The 23,667-nt window shown below is 72.9% G+C and carries 20 protein-coding genes and 1 tRNA gene; 8 read left to right on the top strand and 13 right to left on the bottom strand.

Going from position 1 to position 23,667, the window contains the following annotated elements:
- The first annotated feature begins 5 nt into the window (after positions 1 to 5).
- Positions 6 to 599 carry an isochorismatase family protein gene (locus tag ACWDD7_RS20275; protein ID WP_351868185.1) on the top strand — a complete coding sequence of 198 codons (594 nt, stop codon included), beginning with the start codon at positions 6 to 8 and terminating at the stop codon, positions 597 to 599.
- 4 nt (positions 600 to 603) lie between these two features.
- Here the strand turns inward: ACWDD7_RS20275 and ACWDD7_RS20270 are convergent, their stop codons facing one another.
- Together ACWDD7_RS20270 and ACWDD7_RS20265 are read right to left on the bottom strand one after the other, a co-directional pair.
- Positions 604 to 924, bottom strand: coding sequence for a hypothetical protein (locus ACWDD7_RS20270; protein ID WP_351868183.1), 321 nt, complete (start codon positions 922 to 924; stop codon positions 604 to 606).
- 121 nt (positions 925 to 1,045) lie between these two features.
- Entirely contained in the window at positions 1,046 to 3,403 is a 2,358-nt protein-coding gene (locus ACWDD7_RS20265) for an immune inhibitor A domain-containing protein (protein ID WP_351868180.1), read from the bottom strand.
- A 318-nt stretch (positions 3,404 to 3,721) separates the two neighbouring features.
- Between ACWDD7_RS20265 and ACWDD7_RS20260 the strand changes: the two genes are divergently transcribed.
- Complete coding sequence (locus tag ACWDD7_RS20260) at positions 3,722 to 3,961, top strand: hypothetical protein (protein ID WP_351868177.1); 240 nt, start codon at positions 3,722 to 3,724, stop codon at positions 3,959 to 3,961.
- Positions 3,962 to 3,989: 28 nt separating this feature from the next.
- Here ACWDD7_RS20260 and ACWDD7_RS20255 read toward each other — a convergent pair whose 3' ends face one another.
- On the bottom strand, positions 3,990 to 4,772 hold the full coding sequence (locus tag ACWDD7_RS20255) for an RDD family protein (protein ID WP_450458329.1): 783 nt from the start codon (positions 4,770 to 4,772) through the stop codon (positions 3,990 to 3,992).
- 90 nt (positions 4,773 to 4,862) lie between these two features.
- Positions 4,863 to 6,410 carry an RDD family protein gene (locus ACWDD7_RS20250; RefSeq protein ID WP_450458327.1) on the bottom strand — a complete coding sequence of 516 codons (1,548 nt, stop codon included), beginning with the start codon at positions 6,408 to 6,410 and terminating at the stop codon, positions 4,863 to 4,865.
- Between the two features lie 233 nt (positions 6,411 to 6,643).
- Here ACWDD7_RS20250 and ACWDD7_RS20245 point away from each other — a divergent pair, with 233 nt between their 5' ends.
- Positions 6,644 to 7,057: an SsgA family sporulation/cell division regulator gene (locus ACWDD7_RS20245; protein WP_450458326.1), complete on the top strand. Its 414-nt coding sequence runs from the start codon at positions 6,644 to 6,646 to the stop codon at positions 7,055 to 7,057.
- 38 nt (positions 7,058 to 7,095) lie between these two features.
- Here ACWDD7_RS20245 and ACWDD7_RS20240 read toward each other — a convergent pair whose 3' ends face one another.
- Positions 7,096 to 8,511, bottom strand: coding sequence for an FAD-binding oxidoreductase (locus ACWDD7_RS20240; protein WP_450458325.1), 1,416 nt, complete (start codon positions 8,509 to 8,511; stop codon positions 7,096 to 7,098).
- A gap of 92 nt (positions 8,512 to 8,603) precedes the next feature.
- Between ACWDD7_RS20240 and ACWDD7_RS20235 the strand changes: the two genes are divergently transcribed.
- Positions 8,604 to 10,094 carry a tetratricopeptide repeat protein gene (locus tag ACWDD7_RS20235; RefSeq protein ID WP_450458323.1) on the top strand — a complete coding sequence of 497 codons (1,491 nt, stop codon included), beginning with the start codon at positions 8,604 to 8,606 and terminating at the stop codon, positions 10,092 to 10,094.
- A 138-nt stretch (positions 10,095 to 10,232) separates the two neighbouring features.
- Here the strand turns inward: ACWDD7_RS20235 and hppD are convergent, their stop codons facing one another.
- On the bottom strand, positions 10,233 to 11,381 hold the full coding sequence (hppD, locus tag ACWDD7_RS20230) for a 4-hydroxyphenylpyruvate dioxygenase (RefSeq protein ID WP_450458322.1): 1,149 nt from the start codon (positions 11,379 to 11,381) through the stop codon (positions 10,233 to 10,235).
- A gap of 122 nt (positions 11,382 to 11,503) precedes the next feature.
- Here hppD and ACWDD7_RS20225 point away from each other — a divergent pair, with 122 nt between their 5' ends.
- From ACWDD7_RS20225 to ACWDD7_RS20215, 3 genes are all read left to right on the top strand, one after another.
- Positions 11,504 to 11,971, top strand: coding sequence for an Lrp/AsnC family transcriptional regulator (locus ACWDD7_RS20225; protein WP_351868239.1), 468 nt, complete (start codon positions 11,504 to 11,506; stop codon positions 11,969 to 11,971).
- A 115-nt stretch (positions 11,972 to 12,086) separates the two neighbouring features.
- Entirely contained in the window at positions 12,087 to 12,671 is a 585-nt protein-coding gene (locus ACWDD7_RS20220; RefSeq protein ID WP_450458320.1) for an ArsR/SmtB family transcription factor, read from the top strand.
- Between the two features lie 80 nt (positions 12,672 to 12,751).
- The gene (locus ACWDD7_RS20215; RefSeq protein ID WP_450458319.1) at positions 12,752 to 12,937 is read left to right on the top strand and encodes a hypothetical protein; all 186 of its coding nucleotides are present in this window, start codon (positions 12,752 to 12,754) and stop codon (positions 12,935 to 12,937) included.
- Here ACWDD7_RS20215 and ACWDD7_RS20210 read toward each other — a convergent pair.
- The 4 genes from ACWDD7_RS20210 to ACWDD7_RS20195 form a co-directional block, all read right to left on the bottom strand.
- Positions 12,934 to 13,725: a S16 family serine protease gene (locus tag ACWDD7_RS20210; protein ID WP_450458317.1), complete on the bottom strand. Its 792-nt coding sequence runs from the start codon at positions 13,723 to 13,725 to the stop codon at positions 12,934 to 12,936. The two genes, ACWDD7_RS20215 and ACWDD7_RS20210, sit on opposite strands and share 4 nt — an antisense overlap.
- A 449-nt stretch (positions 13,726 to 14,174) precedes the next feature.
- Positions 14,175 to 14,816, bottom strand: coding sequence for an IclR family transcriptional regulator (locus tag ACWDD7_RS20205; RefSeq protein WP_351868154.1), 642 nt, complete (start codon positions 14,814 to 14,816; stop codon positions 14,175 to 14,177).
- 386 nt (positions 14,817 to 15,202) lie between these two features.
- Positions 15,203 to 16,990 (bottom strand): DEAD/DEAH box helicase, encoded by a 1,788-nt coding sequence (locus ACWDD7_RS20200; protein ID WP_450458384.1) that lies wholly within the window; start codon positions 16,988 to 16,990, stop codon positions 15,203 to 15,205.
- Between the two features lie 332 nt (positions 16,991 to 17,322).
- Positions 17,323 to 18,783 carry an MFS transporter gene (locus ACWDD7_RS20195; RefSeq protein ID WP_450458316.1) on the bottom strand — a complete coding sequence of 487 codons (1,461 nt, stop codon included), beginning with the start codon at positions 18,781 to 18,783 and terminating at the stop codon, positions 17,323 to 17,325.
- Between the two features lie 176 nt (positions 18,784 to 18,959).
- On the opposite strand from ACWDD7_RS20195, the gene ACWDD7_RS20190 reads away from it, so the two are divergent.
- A tRNA-Cys gene (locus ACWDD7_RS20190) sits at positions 18,960 to 19,034 on the top strand.
- Between the two features lie 124 nt (positions 19,035 to 19,158).
- Here the strand turns inward: ACWDD7_RS20190 and ACWDD7_RS20185 are convergent.
- From ACWDD7_RS20185 to ACWDD7_RS20175, 3 genes are all read right to left on the bottom strand, one after another.
- Entirely contained in the window at positions 19,159 to 20,319 is a 1,161-nt protein-coding gene (locus ACWDD7_RS20185; RefSeq protein WP_450458314.1) for an SUKH-4 family immunity protein, read from the bottom strand.
- A gap of 146 nt (positions 20,320 to 20,465) precedes the next feature.
- On the bottom strand, positions 20,466 to 22,775 hold the full coding sequence (locus tag ACWDD7_RS20180; protein ID WP_351868147.1) for a xanthine dehydrogenase family protein molybdopterin-binding subunit: 2,310 nt from the start codon (positions 22,773 to 22,775) through the stop codon (positions 20,466 to 20,468).
- A partial coding sequence (locus ACWDD7_RS20175) for a (2Fe-2S)-binding protein (RefSeq protein ID WP_450458313.1) occupies positions 22,772 to 23,667 on the bottom strand: 896 nt, incomplete at its 5' end. The genes ACWDD7_RS20175 and ACWDD7_RS20180, both read right to left, overlap by 4 nt.

Here is a 23,667-nt window from a genome sequence, read left to right as displayed (position 1 = left end):
CCACCATGCGCCGCGCCTTGATCGTCGTCGATGTGCAGAACGACTTCTGCGAGGGGGGCAGCCTCGCGGTGGCCGGGGGCGCGGACGTCGCCGCCGCGATCACCGAGCTGGTCGGACAGGCGGCGGGTACCGGCTACCGCCATGTGGTGGCCACCCGTGACTGCCACATCGCGCCGGGCGGCCACTTCGCCGACGACCCCGACTACGTCCGCTCCTGGCCGGCGCACTGCGTGGCCGGCACGGAGGGCGTGGGCTTCCACCCCAACTTCGCCCCCGCGGTCGCCTCCGGCGCGATCGAGGCCGTCTTCGACAAGGGCGCCTACTCCGCCGCCTACAGCGGCTTCGAGGGCGCCGACGAGAACGGCACCCCGCTGGCCGACTGGCTGCGCGCCCGCGCCGTCGACGAGGTCGACGTGGTGGGCATCGCCACCGACCACTGCGTCCGCGCCACGGCCCTGGACGCCGCCCGGGAGGGCTTTCGCACCCAGGTCCTGCTGGACCTGACGGCGGGCGTCTCGGCGCAGACGACGGAACGGGCCCTGGAGGAGCTGCGGGCGGCGGGTGTGGAACTCACCGGCAAGCCGGTGGTGAGCGGCTGAACCTCTACCGGACGACCGCTGACCTGCGCAGAAGAGCGCGGATCGGGTGCCACAGCTCCGGGGGTACGACCCCGTTGCCCGTGGGCGCCGTGCGCCATATGAGGCCGTCCGGATGGTGCAGCACCGCCGTGATCTCGTCCGGCGTCGGAGGTGCGGTGTTGCCGCGCAGGTAGATCGCGCGGAAGCCCAGGTTGCGCAGCCGGGTCAGCGCGCGGGCGCGGTTGCCGGCGTGCACCAGCACCCGCACGCCGGCGGAGTCGTACGGCAGGTTCAGCGCGACGACGACCGAGCCGTTCGGCAGTTTGCAGAAGCCTCCAGCGGCCATGCGGTCACATCCCCGTTCCGGTCGGTGTCAATAAGCGAGCCACAGGACGCACCTAAACACGATCGGCGGCGACCCGCCAAGGGGTTGCCGCCGATACGCGTCTGACCTGCGAAGATGCGAGTTACTTCACCGCGGGTCCGACCTTGAGCGAGATCGTCGAGCCGTCCTTGGCCTCCTTGACGATCGAGATCTTGGTGTTGGTGTCAGTGACCTTCACACCGCCGGACGGGTTCGCCGGGTCGTAGTACGTGCCGGTGTGGTCGTTGAAGACCGGGACGCCCCTCGACGGCTCGATCGTCGTCGCGACGTCCTTCTTGTGCAGGGTGATGCCGTCCGTGCCGTACAGGCTGAACGGGGAGTCGTACGCCTGCATCCGGTTGCGCATCAGCGTGCCGTCGGACCAGCGCAGCGCGGTCGGGTGGGAGTCGATCGGCAGGATCTGGCCGACGCCCGGGTGGTCGTGGACGTTGGTGTTGTTGTCGACCTGGGAGGTGTCCCACTTCCAGATCAACAGGCCGTTCTGGTACGGGTAGTGCTCCACCCAGTCGGGCCGCGCCGCCGAACCGAAGTTGTACGGGCCGGTCTTGAGCGTGGTGTCGTACGACACGTACTGCCGGTTCTCGGCGATGTAGTACTGCGGGTAGTCCTTGGTGAAGGAGGCCCCGATGCGGGTGAAGCCGCTGGAGGTCCACGCGTCGTCCGCCGACTCGGCGTCGTCCGAGAAGACCGGCGTGCCGTCGGCCGTCACGGTGATCTCGTCGGCGGTGAAGCCGTTCTCCGCGACGCCGCCGTCCGTGAGGTAGCGGAAGCGCAGCTGGATCTTCTGGCCGGCGTAGGCGTCCAGGGAGTACGACAGCTTCTTGTTGGTCTCCGAGAAGCCGGTCAGCGCGGGCTTGTCGCTGGCGTCACGCGGGATGGCCTGGCCGTCCGCGGTGCCGTCCAGCGCGGTCCAGTTGGCGCCGCCGTCGGTGGACACCTCGGTGTAGAGGTAGTCGTAGTTGTCCTCGATGGCCCACCAGCCGTCCAGGCTCAGCGTGGCCGAGGACTTGCCGGTGAGGTCGACGGACCGGGTCAGCGTGTTCTTCAGGTCGTTGCCGCTGCCGCTCCACCACTGGGTGGCGCCCTGCGCGGGCTCGGTGACGGTGGTGGTGACCGCCTTGTCGGGCAGGCTGACCACCAGGGCCTGCTTGTTCCTGGTGTTGTACTCGGCGACGCCCAGCTTGTGCCAGGACGCGGTGCCGGCCTTGGCGGTGCCGTAGTTCAGCCAGCCCAGCTGGAGCTTGTCCCAGGCGTTCATGTCGCCGGGCAGGTCGCCGATGGCCTCCTTGCCGGTGCCCAGCCACGAGCCGGAGGACATGAGGGTCCAGAAGCCGGTGGAGTTGTCGCCGCCGTCGGTGTCGTACTCGTCCGGCAGGCCGAGGTCGTGGCCGTACTCGTGGGCGAAGACGCCGAGGCCGCCGTTCTCCGGCTGGATGGTGTAGTCGCCGACCCAGACACCGGTGTCGCCGATCTGCGCGCCGCCGAGCTTGTTGGCGTCGGGGCCGGTGGCGCCGGCGTCGGTGCCGAAGGCGTACCAGCGGTGGGCCCAGATCGCGTCCGTGCCCTGGGCGCCGCCGCCCGCCGACTCGTCCTCACCGGCGTGCACCAGCTGGAAGTGGTCGATGTAGCCGTCGGGCTCGTTGAAGTCGCCGTCGCCGTCGTAGTCGTAACGGTCCCACTGGTCGTACTTGGCCAGGTCCGTCTTGATGTCGGCGTCCGACTTGCCGGCCGCCTTCTGCTGGGCGACCCAGGCGTTCAGGCCGTCGCTGACCACGTTCCACACGCTGGTGCAGTTGGTGGAACCGCAGGCGTCGTTGCCGTAACGGGCCTCGTTGTAGGGGACCTTGACCCAGTCGGAGACCTCGCCGTCCACCGAGTAGCGGCCCGAGGACTGCTTCTCGTAGTACTTCTTCAGCGACTCGGTGTTCTTGCCGGTGCCGAAGTAGAGGTCCTGGAAGTGCTTCTGGTCGTAGTCCTGCTGCCAGGCCGTGGAGTTGTCCTTGGCGCGGTCCGGCGCGGCGATCTCGTTGTGCAGCGGCCCGGGGGTGCCGCCGTACTTGGGGTCGGTCTTGTCGCCGAACTCCACCAGGATGGTGAAGATCTTGTCGGTCTTCTCGCGGCTCAGCTCGACGTACTTGCTCTTGCCCTTGCCGCTCTTGAGCTTGACGACCTTGGAGCCGTCGCGCTCCTGCGGGCTCGCCTCGCCCGCGATGATCTGGTTGAGGGCCTCTTCGCGCTGGGCCTTGCGGGTCTTGCTCAGCGGGCCGTCGAGGTCGTGCGACTGCTGCGCCACCGGGGCCGGGTCGTGCCGGTTCACGGCTCCGGCCGCGCCCTGCCGGGTGCTCGCCTCGGCTACGGCGAAGGTGGCGAACGTGGCGGAGGCCGCCGCGAGCGTCACACCGACCGCGGCCGCTCTGAACGTCCAGGATCTGCTGGTCACTTGAGTTCCTCCCCCGCGCCCCGCGCGCGGACAGGGGGTTCCCGTGTTCGGAGGTCCGTGCGCGCATGACAAGCGCGTGTTCAAGTGACGTAATTTGACTAGAGGTTTAGGAGAAAAGACAGATCTTGACTCCGTAAGGTCTGGTGGACTATGCGGAGTTGACGTGTGTTTTAGACAGGCCGTGCTTCCTGTGCGCCCCCGCATGCATCGGCGCCGTGGGTTAGGTCACGCTTACCGCGGGGTCCGCTCGGGCATGCAGGCGAGGAGAGAGTCGAACGGCACCCCCGATACCCGAAGACCTCCGAGGACACGATTGCCATGCCTCGTCCGACCGTCGCCCAGCTCGCCTACGGCGCGAGCACCGTGATCTTCTCGACCGTCGCCATGCTGCTGCTGTCCCAGACGAGTTCGGGACTCGGGATCACCGTCATCGCCCTCGCGGCACTCGCGCTCGGACTGCTGGTCGCGATGACGGTGCCGTCACCGGGGTCCCGCGGCACACAGCGGGAGGCCGCCGGGACGGCCCCGGAGGGGGAGCGCGTCCCGACGGCCCTGTGACGCCGTCCGGTCGGTTCGGCCGTCGCGGTCAGCGCGGCCGTTCGGCGTCGGTGCTGACCACGACCGTCTTGGCCGCCTTGTCGTGCAGGCCCTGCTTGTAGGGCTTGTCGAAGAAGCTCCAGCCGCCGCAGATCACGGTCCAGACGCAGGCGCAGCAGAAGGCGAACGGCAGCCACAGCACGAGGGCCCGGACGAGGGAGGTCTGCGCGCCGGGCGTGGCGCCGTCGGAGAGGTTGGCCACCCGCATGTGCAGCCACTTCTTGCCGAGGGTCTGACCGGTCTTGTGAATGAGGAACGTGTCGTAGGCGATGTAGAGCACGGCGGCGATGACGGACTGGGCGAGTGAGCGGCCCGCGTCGATGTTGTTGCCGTTCACGTCGTACTCGCGGACGTTGAACGCCCAGGTCAGCAGCCATACGACGATGCCGACCAGGATCATGTCGATGATGCGCGCGAGGGTCCGCTTGGCGCTGTCGGCGAGCGGGGGCATGCCGGCGAGGGGGTCGGCGGGGTAGCCGCCGGCACCGTGCGGGCCGCCGCCGTAGGGGCCGCCCCCGTAGGGACCGCCGCCGTAGGGACCGCCGCCGGGCGGGGGCTGGCCACCGCCGTAGGGACCGCCGCCCGGGGGTGGCTGATGGCCGCCGTACGGCGGTGGCTCCTGGCCGCCTCCGTAGGGCGGGGGCTGCCGGCCCTCGCCGGGCGGCGGGGAGTCGTACGGTGAGCCCTGCCCCTGGTGCGGCGGGGGCGGCTTCCTGAACGGGTCGTCCTCGGGTGGCTGCTCTCCGGAGCCGGGGGGCGGTGCGCTGCTCATGGCCCGAGTGGATCGCGAACGCCCCGGCTCCGCATCCGGCGGACGGCCGTACGGGGTACCCGCTACGGCCGCCTCGGCCGGCTCCCCGGCTCAGCCCGCCACGAAGGTGTGGGCCGCCTTGTCGTGCCAGCACTGGTGCCAGGGCCGGTCGAACAGGCACCACAGCACGCCCACGATCCCGATGCCGAGCAGCCCGGGGACGCAGTACACCAGCCAGCGGCGCAGCGCCGGGGCGAACGCCGGGGGCTCGTGCCCCTCGATGTCCCGTACCTCGATGCCGCACAGCTTCTTGCCGAGGGTGCGGCCCCATCTGACGGTGGGCAGCACCTCGTAGAGGACGCCGAGGACGAGCAGGACGGCGAGGACGACGCCGAGGCTGGTGCCGGTGGTGCCGTCGAGCAGCCAGACGGTGACCTCGTGCCCGGACTGCTTGGCCGCGTCGACCTTCTGCTGGATGTGGTCGAGGGCCCGGGTGCCGAGGGGTACGGCCGCCGCGGCGGTCACGGCGCCCACGACCACGGTGTCGATCAGCCGGGCCGCGAGCCGCTTGCCGAGACCGGCGGGGCGGGCGGCGGCCTGCCTGCGCGCCGCCGCCTGGAACGGGTCCTCCACCGGCGGCTTCCACGGCGCCACCGGCTGCTCCTCCGCGCCGCCCCCGGCCAGCTGGTGCACCTGCTGTGCCCAGGACCCCTGCCCGGGGCCGCCCTGCTGCGGAACCTGCGGGTTCGCCGGTGCGGGCTGCGGGTTCCGCGGCGTCTGCACGGCGCCGAAGCCGGGCTGCGCGGAGGGGGTGGCGGGTGCGGCGGGCCCGGGAGGCGTCGCGGGGGTCGGCGCGGCGACCGGGCCCTGGGTACCGAAGCCGGGCACGTCGGTCCGCTTCGGCGGCACCGGACGCATCGTCATCGTGCCGTCGTCCGTACGGCCGGTGACCGGCCGCCGGAAGACGAAGGTGCCGGGATCGGGCGCGTCGCTCTCGGCCGGCGGGGTCGTCGCGGGACCGTCGGTCCGCGCGGAACCCCCGTCGGGCTGCCCCGGCTTCTCCGCCGCGAGCCGGGGATCGGCCCCCCAGGGCGCACCGCCCTGCGGGGGCACGGAGGCCTGCCGGGGGTCGGCGCCCTGCCCCGGCCGGCCCCACTCCCCCGCACCCGCCGGCCCGGACACGCCTGCCGCACCGGCCGGTCGACCGGACACGCCTGCCTGGCCCGCCGGTTGACCGGGTACGCCCGCTCCGCCCTGTTGACCGGGTACGCCCGCGCCCGCCTGTTGACCCGGGACACCCGCGCGGCCCCCGTGGCCGGGTACGCCCGTACGGCCCGGGGCGGCCGCCCCGTCCGCCGCGGGCCACTGCCCGGCCGTCCCCGAACTCCCCGCAACCGGAACGGAGTTGCCCGTGACCGCCGGGCCGGAGGCCGAGGGGGCGCCGGGTTCCTCGTCGAAGAAGTGCGGGCCGGTCTCCTCCACGGCCGGGGTGACGCCGGGTGGTGGGGCGAGCGATTCGCCGTCCTTCGGCGCCGGGCGGCTGGTGCCGGGCACCCAGGCGGCGCCGTTCCAGTACCGGACGTAGCCGGGGATGGACGGGTCCGGGTAGTAGCCCTCGCGGGGCCGGTCGTCACCGGGGGCCGGGGTTGGGGCGCTCATGTCCGTCGTCCCGTATCTGCTCGTGGGTGGGATGGGCCTCCCACATCTATCAGACGCGGGCACGCGCCACCGCCAGTCCCGCAGGACCCACTCCATCCGGGCAACGCCGTGCCCACTCCCCCGGCCGGGCCGAAAAAAATATCTCCGAACCCGCGTAATGCCCGCGCCGCCGCCCCCTCTCCCTGGTACGGGCCCGCGCCGAGCGGTCCCCGGCCAGAAAGGAAACCCAGATCATGCAGCACACCGTGGTGGAGCGGGAACTCGAACTCAGGCTGGTCCTGTCGCCCGAGCGGAGCATCCCGGTGCCGGCCCGGCTCACCTACCGCTCCGACGACCCGTACGCCGTCCACATCGTCTTCCACATCAACTCCGAGTTCCCGGTGCACTGGACGTTCGCCCGGGATCTGCTGGTGGAGGGGGTGTTCCGGCCGTGCGGGCACGGGGACGTACGGGTGTGGCCGACGAAGGCGGACGGGCGCAGCGTCGTCCTGATGGCGCTGAGTTCGCCCGAGGGGGACGCGCTCCTGGAGGCGCCGACCCCGCAGGTGTCGGCCTGGCTGGAGCGGACACTGCGGGCGGTCCCCCCGGGCACGGAGGGCGGGCAGCTCGGCATCGACGACGCCCTCGACCAGCTGCTCGCCCGGTGAGCCCGGTCAGCCCGGTCGGCCCGGTCGGCCCGGCGGCCTCAGAAGAGCTTGCCCGGGTTGAGGATGCCGAGCGGATCGAAGACCTGCTTCACCGCGCGCTGCATCTCCACCCCGACGGGCCCGATCTCCCGTGCCAGCCACTCCTTCTTCAGCACCCCGACGCCGTGTTCGCCGGTGATCGTGCCGCCCAGTTCCAGGCCGAGGGCCATGATCTCGTCGAAGGACTCGCGGGCCCGCCGGGACTCGTCCTCGTCCTGGGCGTCGAAGCAGACGGTGGGGTGGGTGTTGCCGTCGCCCGCGTGGGCGCAGACGCCGATCGTCAGGTCGTACTTGGCGGCGATCCGGTCGACGCCCTCCAGCATGGCGCCGAGCTTGGAGCGGGGGACGCACACGTCGTCGATCATCGTCGTGCCCTTGACCGCCTCCAGCGCGGTCAGCGACAGCCGCCGGGCCTGGAGAAGCATCTCGGACTCGGCCGCGTCCTCGGCCGGGACGACCTCGGTGGCGCCGGCGGCCTCGCACAGGGCGCCGACGGCGGCGAGGTCGGCGGCCGGGTCCGGGGTGTCGAAGGCGGCGAGCAGCAGCGCCTCGGTGGTCTCCGGCAGGCCCATGCGGGCCATGTCGTTGACCGCCTTGACGGTCGTACGGTCCATCAGTTCGAGCAGGGAGGGCAGGTGGCCGCCCTCCATGATCCGGCAGACGGCGTCGCAGGCCGTCGCGGCGGAGGGGAACTCGGCGGCCAGGACCAGTTGCCCGGGCGGCTTGGGCTTCAGGCCGAGGACCGCGCGCACGACGATGCCGAGGGAGCCCTCGGAACCGACGAACAGCCGGGTGAGGTCGTAGCCCGCGACGCCCTTGGCGGTGCGCCGGCCGGTGGACAGGAGACGGCCGTCGGCGAGTACGACGTCCAGGCCGAGGACGTACTCGGCGGTCACGCCGTACTTCACACAGCACAGGCCGCCGGAGCCGGTGCCGATGTTGCCGCCGATGGTGCACATCTCCCAGCTGGAGGGGTCCGGCGGGTAGGAGAGGCCGTGTTCCTCGACGGCCCGGGAGAGGACCGCGTTGATCACACCCGGTTCGACCACGGCGACCCGGTCGACGGGGTCGATCTCCAGGATCCGGTCCATCTTGGTGAGGGACAGCACGATGCAGCCGTCCGAGGCGTTGGCCGCGCCGGACAGGCCGCTGCGGGCACCCTGGGGGACGACGGGGACGCGCAGTTCGGTGGCGGTGCGCATGACGTGCTGCACCTGTTCCACGGTGCGCGGCAGGACCACGACGGCGGGAGCTCCGGCGGGGCAGAAGCTCGCCATGTCGTGGGCGTAGGCGGCCGTGACGTCGGGGTCGATCAGCACGGCCTCGGGGGGCAGACCGGCCAGGAGCCGGTCGGTGAGGCTGCTGGTCGTTGCGATGGCTTCATCGCGAGGTACTTCGATGCGGCTCATGATCACAGGTTCGCACTCACGGCCATCGGTGTGAACCCCGTCAGCCTCTCGCCATGCCCGACGCGATCTTCTTGTCGTATTGACGCACAGTGAGCGCCATGGACAACCGAGTGAGCGAGCCGGGTACGTCCCTGAGGAGCGGACCGCCCGCGCCGCGCCGAAACCGGCGGCTGCTGCGGCGGGTACTGGTCACCGCGCTGAGCGGCGGTGTGGTCGCGGGCGCGGTCCTTGCCGTGTGGCCGGGGCTCCGGCCCGGCGCGGCGAGTCCGCCCGCGCCGGGGCCGCGGGCGCACCGGGTGCAGCTGGGCGCCCCGGCGCGGGCGGCGCAGGCGCTGACCGCCGTGACCTCCGGGATGCCGGCCACGCTGCCCGCCCTGACGGCGCTGATCGGGCAGCAGGAGCAGCGGGTGCGGGCCCAGCCGCAGGACGCGCGGGCATGGGCGGTGCTGGGGACGGCGTACGTCGAACGGGGGCGCGCCACGGCAGCGGCGGCGGACTTCCCGCGGGCCGAGCGGGCGCTGGAGACCTCGCTCCAGGTGCTGGACGAGGAGAAGAACCTCCAGGCGCTGGACGGCATGACCGCGCTGTCGCTGGCCCGCCGGGACTTCACCCAGGCGAAACGTTACGCCGAGCAGGCCCAGGAGCTGGCGCCGCAGCGGTGGTCGTCGTACGCCCGGCTGATCGACGCCGACACCGGGCTCGGCGACCACGAGGCGGTCGACAAGTCCCTGGAGAAGCTGATGGCGCTGAAGCCGGGCGCGGCCGAGCGGCCCGCCGTGATGGCGCAGGCCGCGGCGGTCTACCGGGACCGCGGCTGGCGCGAGGACGCGGTGGCCCAGCTGACCGACGCGGCCGCCGCCGCCCGCACCCCCGCCGAGCAGGCCGTCTATCTGACCCGGCTGGGGCAGCTGGCCTTCGAGCGCGGGGACCTGCCGGACGCGCTGCGGCACTACGACGCGGCCCTGCGCCGGGACGCCGACCAGCCGGCGGCGCCCGCGGGGCGGGCCCGGGTGCTGGCGGCACTGGGCCGTACGACCGAGGCGGTGACCGCGTACCAGGCGGCCCTCGCCCGCCGGCCGAGCCCGCGCGACGCGCTCGACCTGGGCGAGCTGTACGAGTCGCTGGGCATGGCCCAGAAGGCCCGGGAGCAGTACGACCGGGTGCGGGAGCTGGCGCAGCGGGAGACGTCCGGCGGGGTGGACGACGCGCTGGTGCTCGGGCGGTACGAGGCCGACCACGGGGACGCGCAGCAGGCCGTGGAGCGGTTGCAGGACGAGTACGACCGCCAGCCCGGGATCGAGGTGGCCGACGCGCTCGGCTGGGCGCTGCACCGGGTGGGCCAGGACGACGAGGCGCTGGAGTACGCCACGAAGGCCACGGACGGCACGCAGGGCGGCGGGGTGCGCAGCGCGCTGTACGCCTATCACCGGGGCGCGATCGAGGCGGCGCTGGAGCTGGACGGACCCGCGCGGCGCAGCCTTGAGGAGGCGTTGCAGATCAGTCCGTCGTTCTCGCCGCTGTGGGCGCGGGAGGCGCGGTCGGCGCTGGCGGCGCTGGGGAACCCGCCGGACGTGCAGGTGCCCGGGTGAGACATCCGTACGGGTGCGCGACGGGGACCGGCCGGTGGGTGCGGCACCGGGCGGTCCCCGTCGTGGCGGCGGTGGTCCCCGTCGTGGCGGCGGTGGTCCCCGTCGTGGCGGCGGCCTCCGGAGGTGGCCGCCGCTCTCTCAGAGGTTGCCGCGCTTGGCCTGCTCGCGCTCGATCGCCTCGAACAGGGCCTTGAAGTTGCCCTTGCCGAAGCCCATCGAGCCGTGCCGCTCGATGAGTTCGAAGAACACGGTCGGGCGGTCCTGGACCGGCTTGGTGAAGATCTGAAGCAGGTAGCCGTCCTCGTCGCGGTCGGCGAGGATCTTCAGCTCGCGCAGGGTCTCCACGGGCACCCGGGTGTCGCCGACCCACTCACCGAGGGTCTCGTAGTACGAGTCCGGGGTGTTGAGGAACTCGACGCCGGCCGCGCGCATGTCGCGGACGGTCTGCACGATGTCGTTGGTGTTCAGCGCGATGTGCTGGACGCCGGGGCCGCCGTAGAACTCCAGGTACTCGTCGATCTGGGACTTCTTCTTGGCGATCGCGGGCTCGTTGAGCGGGAACTTCACCTTGAGGGTGCCGTCCGCGACGACCTTCGACATCAGCGCGCTGTACTCGGTGGCGATGTCGTCGCCCACGAACTCCTTCATGTTCGTGAAGCCCATGACCTTGTTGTAGAACCCGACCCACTCGTTCATCTTGCCGAGTTCGACGTTGCCGACGCAGTGGTCGATCGCCTGGAAGGTGCGGTGCTCGGGCTGCGGCACGATCGGCTGGGCGGCCACGTAGCCGGGGAGGTAGGGGCCGTCGTAGCCGGAGCGGTCGACCAGGGTGTGGCGGGTCTCGCCGTAGGTGGCGATGGCGGCGAGGACGACGGTGCCGTGCTCGTCCTTGACCTCGTACGGCTCGTCGATCGAGCGGGCGCCCTGCGCGATGGCGTACTCGTACGCGGCGCGGGCGTCCGGGACCTCGATCGCCAGGTCGATGACGCCGTCGCCGTGCTCGGCGACGTGCCGGTCGAGGAAGCGGCCCCAGTCGCTGGACTGCTTGATCACCGAGGTGAAGACGAACCGGGCCGAGCCGTTCTCCAGGACGTAACTGGCGGTCTCACGGCTGCCGTTCTCCGGTCCGGAGTAGGCGACCAGCTTCATGCCGAAGGCGGAGGAGTAGTAGTGCGCCGCCTGCTTGGCGTTGCCCACGGCGAAGACGACCGCGTCCATTCCCTTGACCGGGAAGGGGTCGGCCTGCCGGGCGGTCGTGTCGGGAGTGTGCTGTGTGGTCTGCGTCATAGCGGAAGGGTGACCGGGCTCTGCAAGGTGCGCAATAGTTTCCGTATTCACTGGGCAACTTGTTAGGCGAAACGGGCCAGACCTCGGGCTTTCTGTACATCATGACCACCTCAGGAGGGGCAGTGGCGATCGATCATCTGGACGGGCGGATCATCGTGCTGCTGGCACGGGAGCCGCGCGTCGGCGTGCTGGAGATGTCCCGGCGGCTCGGGGTCGCGCGGGGCACGGTGCAGGCCCGGCTCGACCGGCTCCAGGCGAACGGCGTGATCCGCGGGTTCGGCCCCCAGGTGGACCCGGCGGCACTCGGCTATCCGGTCACCGCGTTCGCCACGCTCCAGATCCGGCAGGGGCAGGGGGCGGACGTACGGGCGTACCTGGCGACGGTGCCGGAGGTCCTGGAACTGCTGACCACGACCGGCAGCGGGGACATGCTGTGCCGCCTCGTGGCGCGCTCGAACGCCGACCTGCAACGGGTGATCGACCGGGTCGTCGGCTTCGAGGGCATCGTGCGGGCGTCCACGGCGATCGTGATGGAGAACCCGGTGCCGCTGCGGATCATCCCGTTGGTGGAGCAGGCGGCGGCGGAGTAGGAGGCCGGGGCCGACGCGCCCGCGCGGCCCGGGGGTCGGCGCGACGAATCCATGCAAAGAAGTCGATGCAAAAGAGGTGTTGCAAAGAGACCTTTGCAAGGTTACCTTTGTCCGCATGACGGAGCACGAGACACCGGCGCCGCGTCGGCTGGACGCCCGCTCACTGCGCGGGCTCGCCCACCCCCTGCGGATGCAGCTGCTGGACGCCCTGCGGCTCCACGGACCCGCCACCGCGTCCCAACTGGCCGAGCGGCTCGGCGAGTCCAGCGGCGCAACCAGCTACCACCTGCGCCAGCTCGCGGACCACGGCTTCGTCGAGGACGCCCCGGGGCGCGGCAAGGGCCGGGAGCGGTGGTGGCAGGCCGTGGCCCAGGGGCTGGCGTACGACAGCGCGGACTTCGAGGACGCGAGTCCCGAGGTGCGGGGCCTGACGGAGGTCTTCCTCCAGGAGGGCGCGGCCCGGCACGCCCGTGAGCTGGCCACCTGGATCGGCTCCCGGGACCGGTTGTCGACGGCGTGGTCCCGGGCCACCGACATGAGCGACATGACGCTGCGGCTCACGCCGGAGATCGCGCTCGAACTCATCGAGCAGATGCACGAGTTGATCGACGGTTACCGGAACCGGGTGACCGACGCGGACGCCCCGGAGGCGCGGCAGGTACGCGTCCACACGCACCTGTTCCCGATCGATACGCACTGACCCGCCGCCGCCGAACCGACGTGAACCGAACCGAGCCGATCCGACTCGATCCGAGCCGATCCGATCCGAGAGGCCATGCCATGCACTTCACCGCCCAACTCGCCCGGCAACACCGTGCGGCACTCCACGCCGAGGCCGCTGACGACCGCCTCGCCGCCGGGGTGAGACCGGCGGCGGACCTGCGGACCCGCGTCGGCTGGACCCTGGTCGAACTGGGGCTGCGGCTCGTGTCCGCGCCCCACCCGGCCGCGGCGCTCGCGCACTAGCAGCTCGGTACCGAGCCGTTCCCGCTCTCCAGGGCGCGCAGGGAGTCGACCGCGCTCTTCAGGGTGGTGACCGGGACCAGGCGCAGGCCCTTGGGCAGCCGGCCGCGGGCATCGGCGCACTCGGCCTTCGGGACCAGGAAGACGGTGGCGCCGTCCCGGCGGGCGGCCTGCGTCTTCAGGCCCACGCCGCCGACCGCGCCGACGTTCCCGGCGGCGTCGATGGTGCCCGTACCGGCGATGGTGCGGCCGCCGGTGAGGTCGCCGCCGTGGCCGTCGCCGCGCAGCTTGTCGATGATCCCCAGGGTGAACAGCAGACCCGCGCTCGGGCCGCCCACGTCGGCGAGCTTCAGCGTGACCCTGACCTTGTCGGGGCTCAGGTCGAGGTACTTCAGCGCCGCGCTGGTCGCCGCGTCCTGGGACTGCCGCATCTGCGCCGTGTTGTGCTGCTCGATCTCCTTGAGCGTGTCGCCGCTCGGGTAGACCGCGTCGCGGGGCATCACGGCCCGGTCGGTGCGGAACCAGTTGTCGACGATGTGCGGCAGGGAGAGGCGGGTCTCGGGGCCGGTCGCCTCGATGGTGACCATCCTCAGCTGCCCGCTCGTCCTGCGGGTGTCGGCCCCCTTGACCGTGATCACCTGCGCACCCCGGTTCGCCCCCAGCACGTTCGCCGTCATCCCCGGCTGCGCCACGGAGAACGGCAACGGCGCGAACGCCGCGGCGGCGAGCAGCGCGACGACGGGAAGCGCGCACAGGGCGAGGGCCTGGGGGCGGGTGAGACGTGAGAGCACGGGTTCAATTTACGTGACGGGGATGTGCGGCGCGGCGCGGGCCGAGGCACGGGGTGGGTCTGCCGCGCCGGGGAGGCCCGAGCGCGGTGCGCGCCTGCCGCGCCGCGAGGGCCGAGCACGGTCGGCTGCGGCCCGAGGGCCGAGCGTCGTCTTCGTCGAGCGAGGACCGGCCCCGGTCGGTCGCGGCGCAGGACGCCGAGGAGAAGCCGTCCGCGAGCGCAGCGGATGCGCGTCGTCTTCGTCCGCGGCCGCACGCGTGCCGGTCGCGGAGTTCCCCGCGCCCTCCACGCGGCGCTGCGACGCCACCGCAGCCGCGAGCAGACGTACCGCTGGGGCGACGAAGAGGGAGGCGCCGGGGTACCCCCGCCAGGGGGAGGCGCCCGGTCGACGCCGTGAGCGGGGCCCGCCCGGTCGGTCGCGGGGCGGGGCAGGACGCCGAGGAGGGGCCGTCAGCGCAGCGCCTCCGCCACCTCCCGTGCCGCCTCCACCACCCGGGGGCCCACCCTCTCCGGGACGGAGTCCGCGAGCATCACCACGCCCACGCTGCCTTCCACCCCGGTCACGCCCACCAGCGGGGCCGCCGCGCCGCACGCGCCGGTCTCCAGTTCGCCCTGGGTCAGGGTGTACGCCGGCTCCGCCGAGGGGTATCGCCGCGCGGCGAGGATCGCCCGGCCCGCAGCACCCCGGTCCAGGGGGTGGCGGAAGCCCGCGCGGTACGCCACGTGGTAGTCCGTCCACGTCGGCTCGACCACCGCCACCGCCAGCGCCTCCGTGCCGTCGACCAGCGTGAGATGCGCCGTGGCCCCTATCTCCTCCGCCAGCGACCGCAGCGCGGGCAACGCGGCCTCGCGGACCAGCGGATGCACCTGGCGCCCGAGCCGCAGCACCCCCAGCCCGACCCGGGCCCGGCCGCCCAGGTCCCGTCGTACCAGAGCGTGCTGCTCCAGCGTGGCGAGCAGCCGGTACACGACGGTCCGGTTCACGCCCAGTTTGTTGGACAGCTCGGTGACGGTGAGCCCGTGGTCGGTGTCGGCGAGCAGCTTGAGGACACGCAGTCCCCGGTCGAGCGTCTGAGAGGTCTCCGCGGTCACGACCCCCACTCCTTCGGCGGGTAGGTCGGCGAGCCCCCGAGCGGACAATGCGTCACCGAGTCCCGTCGGCGACGCGCTCCAGAGGCCGCCGATCGGCAGGACGGCCCGGCGGCTCCGGACCCTGTCGCTTTCACGGCTGCGCTCCGCGGCGGCGCTGCCACGGGGCGTTGCGTAGCGGGACAGTAGCGAAGGGGGTTCGCTGAGCGAAAGCCTTCGTCCAGAATCCGGGCAGAGACGGAGGCGAACTGACGGTATTGGTCCGGATACGTACGGCAGCGTAACTCCGGCCCTCAGCACCCGTGCGTACCCGTCGGCACTCCCGTCCGCTCCGTCCGCTCCATCCGCTCCGTCCGCCCCGGCCGCCCCGGCCGCCCCGGCCGCGCGCGTCACCGCATCCGCGTGGCCCACTCCTGCACCTTGGCGATCCGCTGCTTCAGCTGTCCCGCCGTCGCCTCCGCGCTCGGCGGGCCGCCGCACACCCGCCGCAGCTCGGTGTGGATCACCCCGTGCGGCTTGCCGCTCTGGTGCACGTACGCGCTGACGAGCGTGTTGAGCCGCTTGCGCAACTCCATCATCTCCTTGTGGGAGACGACGGGCCGCCGCTCGGCGGGCAGTTCGAGCAGGTCGGCCTCGGCGTCCGGCTTCTTCCTGCTGTGCGCGATCTGCCGGGCCTGCCGCTTCTGCAGCAGCATCTGCACCTGCTCGGGCTCCAGCAGTCCCGGGATGCCGAGGTAGTCCTGTTCCTCCTCGCTGCCCGGGTGCGCCTGCATGCCGAACTCGGCGCCGTCGTAGAGCACCCGGTCGAAGACGGCCTCGGACTCCAGCGCCTCGAAGGAGAACTGCTCCTGCTCGCCGGTGTCCTCGTCCTGCTCCTTGTTCGCCTCCTCCATCTCCTTCTCGGATTCGGCGTACGGGTCCTCCTCGCCCTCCTTCTTCGGCTTGTCGAGGGCGTGGTCCCGCTCCTTCTCCATCTCGTTGGCGAAGGTCAGCAGGTCGGGAACCGTCGGCAGGAAGACGGAGGCCGTCTCGCCGCGCCGCCGGGACCGCACGAAACGGCCGACGGCCTGCGCGAAGAACAGCGGCGTGGAGATCGTGGTGGCGTACACGCCGACCGCGAGGCGGGGCACGTCGACGCCCTCGGACACCATGCGCACCGCGACCATCCAGCGGTCGTCGCTCGCGCTGAAGTCGTCGATGCGCTGGGAGGCGCCGGCGTCGTCGGACAGGACGAGCGTGGCCTTCGTACCGGTGATCTCGCGGATCAGCTTGGCGTAGGCGCGGGCGGAGTCCTGGTCGGAGGCGATGACCAGGGCACCGGCGTCCGGGATCGCCTTCCGGACCTCGGTGAGCCGCTGGTCGGCGGCACGCAGCACGCTGGGCATCCAGTCGCCGCGCGGATCGAGCGCGGTACGCCAGGCCTGGCTGACCGCGTCCTTGGTCATCGGCTCGCCGAGCCGCGCGGCGATCTCGTCGCCGGCCTTGGTGCGCCAGCGCATCTGGCCGCTGTACGAGAGGAATATGACCGGCCGCACGACGCCGTCGGAGAGCGCGGAGCCGTACCCGTAGGTGTAGTCGGCGGAGGAGCGGCGGATGCCCGCGTTGTCCTCCTCGTACGTCACGAACGGGATGGGGTTGGTGTCGGACCGGAACGGCGTACCGGTCAGCGCGAGCCGCCGGGTCGCCGGTTCGAACGCCTCCAGGCACGCCTCGCCCCAGGACTTGGAGTCGCCGGCGTGGTGGATCTCGTCCAGGATCACCAGGGTCTTGCGCTGCTCGGCGCGGTTGCGGTGCAGCATGGGCCGCACACCGACACCGGCGTACGTGACCGCGACGCCGTCGTACTCGCGGCCGAGCGGCCCGGCGCTGTACCCGGGGTCGAGCTTGATCCCGACCCGCGCCGCCGCCTCGGCCCACTGCTTCTTCAGGTGCTCGGTGGGCGCGACCACGGTCACCTGCTGCACCACGTGGTGGTGGAGCAGCCACGAGGCCAGCGTCAGCGCGAAGGTGGTCTTGCCGGCGCCGGGTGTGGCGACGGCGAGGAAGTCACGCGGCTGTTCCTGGATGTACTTCTCCATCGCCCCCTGCTGCCAGGCACGCAGCTTGCTGGCGGTACCCCACGGCGCGCGGCCGGGGAAGGCGGGGGACAGATGGTGGGAGTGCGCGGAGGAGGAGATGGGGGCGGGCCCGGAGGACCCTCCCTTGAGGGCGGTGGGTGACGGGCGGGCGGTGGTAGTCACGGTCTCCGTGGTCAGGTTCAGTCGGCTACGTATGACAACCGGGCCACCCTACCGGCGCCGCCCTCCCCTCCAGCCCCGAACGCCCCCGCGTCACCTCAGGGTGGGATTCACGTCACAACCGCCGCGGCCGCCCCGCGATCGGGCCCACGTCGCTCCGCGTCCCGGCCGCCACATCGATGACCAGCGCGAACGCCGCGTCCTGGTCGACTCCGGCGGGATCGACCCCGTTGGATACCGGCGTGCGGCCTCCCCCACCGCCGGCCACGGGCTTACGAGCCCTCCGCCGCCGCCCTCTTCACCCGCTCGCCGCTCCCGCAGCGCCTCGTCACCCACACGCCCGCCAGCGCCACCACCGCCATCGACAGGAACACCACGGCGAAGGCGGCGGGGTGGGCGGAGGTGGCCGTCGAGGTCGCGGAGGTGCCCCCGCCGAGGGCCGCGAAGGCGGCGCCCGCGGCGGCGAGGAGGAGGGCGTTGGAGAGGGCGTCGGAGATCTGGAGCGCGGCGGAGTTGGCGCCGGCCTCCTCCGGGGCGGACAGACGCAGCAGCAGGACGCTGGTGGACGAGATCACCAGGCCCATGCCGAGGCAGCCGAAGGCCCAGACGACGGCGACGATCCAGGCCGGCACGGAGCGCAGCAGCACGCTCGGCGCGGTCAGCAGCGCGACGACGACCAGGACCATGCCGGCGGTCATCAGCCGTTCCCGGTACGGCGCGAGGCGCGGGCGGGACTGCAGCCAGGAGCCCAGCGCCCAGGTGCCCCCGCCCGCGGCGAGCGAGAGGCCGGCGAGCGTCGGCGACAGGCCGCGCTGGGTGACCAGCATCAGCGGCACGAAGGACTCCGCGGCCACGAAGGAACCGGCGCACACGCCGCGCAGCAGCACGACGGAGGGCAGGCCGCGGGCGGCGCGGTAGGTGCCGCGGGGCAGCAGGCCGAGGACGGCGGGCACGAGCAGGGCGGCGCCGGCCGCGCCGGGGATCAGGGAGAGGGGACGCGGGTCCTGCGCGGCGTACTGGACGAGACCCGCGCCGAGCGCGATGCCGAGGGCGAGCCGGACGCGCCGGCGGTCGAGGGGCGCGGCGGCGGCGTCCGCGTCGACCGGTCCGGACGCCCGGCGGCGTATCTGGGGCAGGGCGAGGGCCAGCGGGAACACGACGAGAATCGGGATGCCGAGAAACACCCAGCGCCAGCCGAGCTGTTCGGTGACGGCGCCGGAGGCGAGGGGGCCGACGACGGAGGGTACGACCCAGCCGGCCGCGAACGCCGCCATGATCGCGGGGCGCAGGCGCTCGGGGTAGGCGCGGCCGACGACCACGTACAGCGCGACGATGACCAGCCCGCCGCCGAGTCCCTGCACGGCCCGGCCGAGGATGAACACCCACATCGTCCCCGCGGTCCCGGCTATCACCAGGCCCGCGGCGAAGGCGCCGATGCCGGTGGTCAGCGCGGCGAGCGGGCCGCGCCGGTCGGCCCACTGGCCGGCGAGGACCATGCCGAAGAGGCTGGTGGTGAAGAACCCGGAGAACGCGAAGGCGTACTGCGCGATGCCGTCCAGCTCACGCGCCGCGACGGGCATCGCGGTGCCGACGGCGGTCGCCTCGAAGGCGATCAGGAACACGACGGACACGATGCCGACACTCAGCGCCCGGAACGACCGCCCCAGCACCCCGCCGTCCTGCTCGACGGCACCCTCCACCACGTCCTCGACACGGGACCCCAGCACACTCATGTCCGCCAGAGTAAGGCCCACAACCCCGGATGACCCCTGTCCGAAGCCTCCCTCCCCCTGCGACCTTGGACCTACGCCGCCCCCCTCCGATGAACGCCGTATGGCAGTCACATTGCGGCTGCGCCGGTTTCCTTGAGTCCCCCTTCCGCTCCGTCCTACGGTCTTCTCATCGACACGGCCGTGTGCCCGAGTGGTTGAGGGGCTCGCCTGCAAAGCGAGTTACGTGGGTTCGAATCCCGCCACGGCCTCCAGAAAGCGACCGGACGCACCCGAGCGGCCGAAGGGCCCGCCCGCGCGGCATCCGGCAGCGGGCTCCGCCCGCGGGGAGTCGCGCGGGTTCGGATCCCGCCACGGCGTCATGTCCGGCGGGGGTTCTCAGAGCACCCCGCCCGCCTCGTCCCGGAAGGACTCCGTCCAGTAGTGCCAGGTGGCGCCCGGCAGGGTGGACGTGGGGTCGATCGTGGTCAGGGTGTGGAGCATGGCGGCGGCCAGCTGGTCGTAGGCGTCCGTGGTCAGCTCGTGGGAGAGGTGGTGGTCGATGGTGCGTTCGTGGTGGAGGAGCCAGAGGGTGAAGGCGAGGGTGGAGACGTCGGTGTTGAGGGGGCAGAGGGCGCCTTCGGGTTCGGAGAAGGTGAGGACCGCGCCGGTGCGGCCGTCGACCACCAGGCTGTTGTCCTCGACCAGGTAGCCCAGACGGATCAAGTGGTCGCAGTGGGCCGGGAGTTCGGCGAGGGGGTACTCGCCGTGGTCCTGGGTGAAGTGTTCGCGCAGGGTCGGCAGCGGGACGTCCGGATCGGTGAAGAAGAGGACCGCCTCCTCGGGCAGCCCGGTCTCGCGCAGGAAGCGGCGGGTCGGTTCGTGGGTGAGCGCCGCCGGGAAGTCGACGTCCTCGAAGCGCGCCACCCGGCCGTGCCCGAACTCCTGGTCGAGGACGCGCGCGGGGATGTCCAGGGTGAGTCCGGACGCCGTGCCCGGCCCCGCGACCAGCGCGAGCGGGCGGATCAGCGCCGCCGCCTTCCAGTACGGCGGCACCCGGCCGTCCGTGCCCTCCTCGAACAGCGCGAGCAGGCGGCGGGACGCCTCGGCGACCGTGTCCGGGCCGTACTGACCGGCCAGGGAGGCGAACCGGCCGCGCAGGCCCGCCAGTTCCTCGGTGACCGCGGCGAAGCGCAGCAGCGTGGCCAGGGAGGGCGCGAAGGGGCGCCACTCGGACGGGGCGCGCAGGTACGCCGTCGTGACCTCGCCCGTGTCGCCGTCGAGCAGGATCGACTCCCGCTCCATGCCGACCGGGTTGAGCAGCTCGCCTATCACCAGGCGGTCCCGCAGCTCCTCGGCCAGGCGGAGGGGGCCGTCCGCCGCGTCCGCGAGGGTGCGCAGGCCGTGCGCGCGCAGCGGGGAGAACGTCAGCACATCGGTGACGGCGGGCAGCCCCGGGCCCGCGAGCAGGCCGCGCGTCGCGGCATGCGTGACATGGCGGTCCAGCTCGGCCTCGGTCAGCGTGATCGCCGCTGTCCCGGCATCCGTCGTCGTACCCATCGCTCCCCCGCGGACGTGCCCGTGCGTGACAAAGTACGGGCGCCCGTGCGCGGCTCCCCCACCGCTGAGCACACTACGCCGCCCCACTGACAACGCCCCTCGCCCGAAAGGACGTCAGGCGCGGCGGACGCGTTGCCCGCCGGTGGTCACTGGGCGGTGACCACGGCCGCCTGGGGGCGGATCGGGAGCCGGTTGACCGGACGGCCGGTGGCCGCGCGGACGGCGGAGGCGATGGCCGCCGGGGACGTCACCACCGGGACCGCGCTGACCGACTTGGCGCCGAAGGGCGCGACCACGTCCCGCTCCTCCACCAGCTTGACGATCCGGATGTCCGGCGCGTCCAGCGCGGTCGGCAGGGCGTAGCCGGTCAGGTCGGGGTGGCGGATCAGCCCGCGCGGGGTGCGCAGGTTCTCGGTGAGCGCGATGCCCACGCCCTGGGTGACGCCCGCCTCGATCCGTGCCGCCAGCTGGGCGGGGTTGAGCACCCGGCCCACGTCCTGGGCGACGGCCAGCTCCACCACCCGGACCGAGCCCAGCTCGATGTCCACGTCCACCACCGCGCGGATCGCGCAGAACGCGAGGCCCACGAACGCGTCGCCCTGCCCGGCCGCGTCCAGCGGCTCGGTGGGGTGCGGGCGGCACTGCGCGGTGGCCCACAGCTCCTTGCCGTCCAGCGCCTCGGTGACGGTGGTCGACAGCACGCCGTCGTACGACGTGATCTTGCCGTCGTTGATCTGGAGCAGCTCGGTCGACATGCCGAACGTGTGGGCCAGCGGCTGGAGGAGCTGGGTGCGGACCATCTTCGCCGCCCGCTCCACCGCGCCGCCCGACACCCAGGTGTGCCGGCCCCGGCAGCCCGCGCCGGACGGCGGCTGGTCGGTGTCGACCGGGGCGACGCGCACCTCCTCCACGCCGAGGGTCTCCTGCACGATCTGCCGGGCCAGCGTGGTGAATCCCTGGCCGGTCTCCACCGCCGCGCACAGCACGGTCGCGACGCCGTCGTGGACCTTGACCGTCGCCGTGGACACCTCGTCGGCGCCCTCCGCGCCGAGCATGTGCACCATGCCGAGGCCGTAGCCGACGCCCCGGCGCACCGCGCCCGGCTCCCCCGCGCCCTCCGGTCCGCCGGGCAGCAGCCAGTCGTCCTCGGGGGTGTCCTTGGGCAGCGGCGGGAGCGGGAAGTCCCTTACCGCCTGGAGGAGTTCGGCGACCGGGGCCGGGCAGGTCACGGTCTGGCCGATGGGAAGCACGTCACCCGTCGACAGGACGTTGCGCAGCCGCAGTTCGGCCGGGTCCACGTCCAGCTTCCGGGCGAGTTTGTCCATCTGGGCCTCGTACGCGGCGCACACCTGCATCGCGCCCTCGCCGCGCACATGGCCGGAGGGCGGGTTGTTGGTGCGTACGGCCCAGCCCTCGATGAACGCGTTCGGGACGACGTACGGCCCGCACGCGAAGGAGACGGCGGCCGCCAGCGCCTGCGCGGAGGTGTCGGCGTACGCGCCCGCGTCCAGCAGGATCTGCGCCTCCACCTTCACCAACCTGCCCTCGGCGTCGGCGTGATGGCGGTAGCGCAGCAGGGTGGGGTGGCGGTGGGGGTGGCCGAGGAAGGACTCCTCGCGGCTCGCGGTGAGCTTCACCGGGAGGCCGGTGCGCAACGCCAGGAGGCCGAGCGGGAGTTGGAAACTCTGGTCCTCGCGGTCGGCGGTGGCGCCGGGCACCCCGGTGACCACGATCTTCACCCGATCCGGGGACAGCCCGAAGCACGCGGCGGCGGTGTCGCGGTCGTGGTGCGGGTCGGTGGAGGCCAGGTACAGCTCCACGCCGCCGTCGGGACGCGGCACCGCGAGACCGGCCTCGGCGCCGATCGGGGCCGGGTCCTGGCGGCCGATGCGGTACAGCCCCTCGACCACGACCTCGCCGACCGCCTCCGCGTCGCCGTGGCGCAGCGGGATGTGCCGGATCAGGTTGCCGTCCGGGTGCAGGGGTTCGGCCTCGAACGCCTGCTCGGGATCGGTGACCGGGTCGAGGATCTCGTACTCGACGATGATCGCGGCCGCGGCCATCCGCGCGGTGTCCGGGTGGTCGGCGGCGACGGCGGCGATGGGCTCGCCGTGGTGCCGTACGACCTCGGCGGCGAACACCGGCCGGTCGGGGGTGCCCCGGCCGTGGCGGGGGGTGCCGGGCACGTCCTCGTGGGTGATGACGGCGCGCACCCCGGGCATCTCGCGGGCGTGCGAGGTGTCGACGGACACGATCCGCGCGTGCGCGTGCGGGGAGCGCAGGACGGCCGCCCAGAGCAGGCCCTCGGCCCACAGGTCGGCGGCGTACGGGAAGGTGCCCTCGGTCTTGGCGCGGGCGTCCGCGTGCGGCAGCGAGACGCCGAGGCCGTGCGGTGCCGCCTCGGGCTCGGGAGCGGACTCCGTGGCGGTGGTCGCGGTGGCGGCTTCGTTGCTCACGCCTGGCCTCCGTCCTGGCCGTAGTGCTGGTCGTACGGGCCGGGCGTGTCGCCGTAGCCGTCAGGGGTGGGTGGCGGCGTGTCGAACGCGCCCGGCGCCTCGAACAGCGACGGGCCGACGCCGCCGTGGCCCGCCTGGTGCGGCACGTGCGCGTCCTCGGCGTCCGCGTCCGCCTCGGTGGCGTGCGCGGCCTCGCGTTCGGCGACGACCTCCTGGACGGCCTGTACGACGCCCCGGTAGCCGGAGCAGCGGCACAGGTTGCCGCACAGGGCCTGCCGGGTCTCCAGCTCGGTCGGCGCCGGGTTGCCCTCCAGCAGGTCGTGCACGGTCATCGCCATGCCGGGCACGCAGAAGCCGCACTGCACGGCGCCGCAACGGGCCAGCGCCCGCTGCACGTCCGAGGGCTGCCCGTCCTGGGCCAGCCCCTCCACCGTGCGCACCTCGGTACCGGCCGCGGTGACCGCCGGGACCAGGCAGGAGGCCACGAGCCGTCCGTCGACCTGCACGTTGCAGGCCCCGCACTCGCCCTGCGAGCAGCCGTCCTTGGCCCCCGCGAGCCCGAGCCGCTCCCGCAGCACGTACAGCAGCGACTCCCCGATCCAGGCGTCGGTGACGGGCCGGTCGGTGCCGTTGACGCGCAGGACGTAGGAGGCGAGGGGGTGGTCGTCGTGGGGCGGGAGAGGGGCGGTCTCCTCGGGCTGTCCGGCCTCCGTGTCGTCCGCGGCGTCGGCGTGTTCGGCCGCGTCCGACGGCGGGGCCGGCGTGTCGCCGCTGGGCGCCGGCGCGGGGACCGTGGGCGCGGCGGCCGGGGGCGCGGGCGTGTCGGACCGCTGCTCCGGAACAGCGGGCACGGGCGCGCCGGACCGCTGTTCGGGTACGACGGGTGCGGCCG

The organism is Streptomyces sp. NPDC001056 (assembly GCF_053598955.1).
Note: the sequence above shows the minus strand (reverse complement) of the source record. Positions and strands in the feature narration are given on the sequence as shown.

Bases quoted from the DNA above. Each gene is read 5' to 3' on its own strand.
- ACWDD7_RS20270 (WP_351868183.1), bottom strand. From the start codon at position 924: ATGGCCGCTGGAGGCTTCTGCAAACTGCCGAACGGCTCGGTCGTCGTC.
- hppD (WP_450458322.1), bottom strand. From the start codon at position 11,381: ATGACGCAGACCACACAGCACACTCCCGACACGACCGCCCGGCAGGCC.
- ACWDD7_RS20245 (WP_450458326.1), top strand. From the start codon at position 6,644: ATGCAGCACACCGTGGTGGAGCGGGAACTCGAACTCAGGCTGGTCCTG.
- ACWDD7_RS20250 (WP_450458327.1), bottom strand. From the start codon at position 6,410: ATGAGCGCCCCAACCCCGGCCCCCGGTGACGACCGGCCCCGCGAGGGC.
- ACWDD7_RS20235 (WP_450458323.1), top strand. From the start codon at position 8,604: ATGGACAACCGAGTGAGCGAGCCGGGTACGTCCCTGAGGAGCGGACCG.
- ACWDD7_RS20185 (WP_450458314.1), bottom strand. From the start codon at position 20,319: ATGGGTACGACGACGGATGCCGGGACAGCGGCGATCACGCTGACCGAG.
- ACWDD7_RS20195 (WP_450458316.1), bottom strand. From the start codon at position 18,783: ATGAGTGTGCTGGGGTCCCGTGTCGAGGACGTGGTGGAGGGTGCCGTC.
- ACWDD7_RS20220 (WP_450458320.1), top strand. From the start codon at position 12,087: ATGACGGAGCACGAGACACCGGCGCCGCGTCGGCTGGACGCCCGCTCA.
- ACWDD7_RS20215 (WP_450458319.1), top strand. From the start codon at position 12,752: ATGCACTTCACCGCCCAACTCGCCCGGCAACACCGTGCGGCACTCCAC.
- ACWDD7_RS20275 (WP_351868185.1), top strand. From the start codon at position 6: ATGCGCCGCGCCTTGATCGTCGTCGATGTGCAGAACGACTTCTGCGAG.
- ACWDD7_RS20255 (WP_450458329.1), bottom strand. From the start codon at position 4,772: ATGAGCAGCGCACCGCCCCCCGGCTCCGGAGAGCAGCCACCCGAGGAC.
- ACWDD7_RS20260 (WP_351868177.1), top strand. From the start codon at position 3,722: ATGCCTCGTCCGACCGTCGCCCAGCTCGCCTACGGCGCGAGCACCGTG.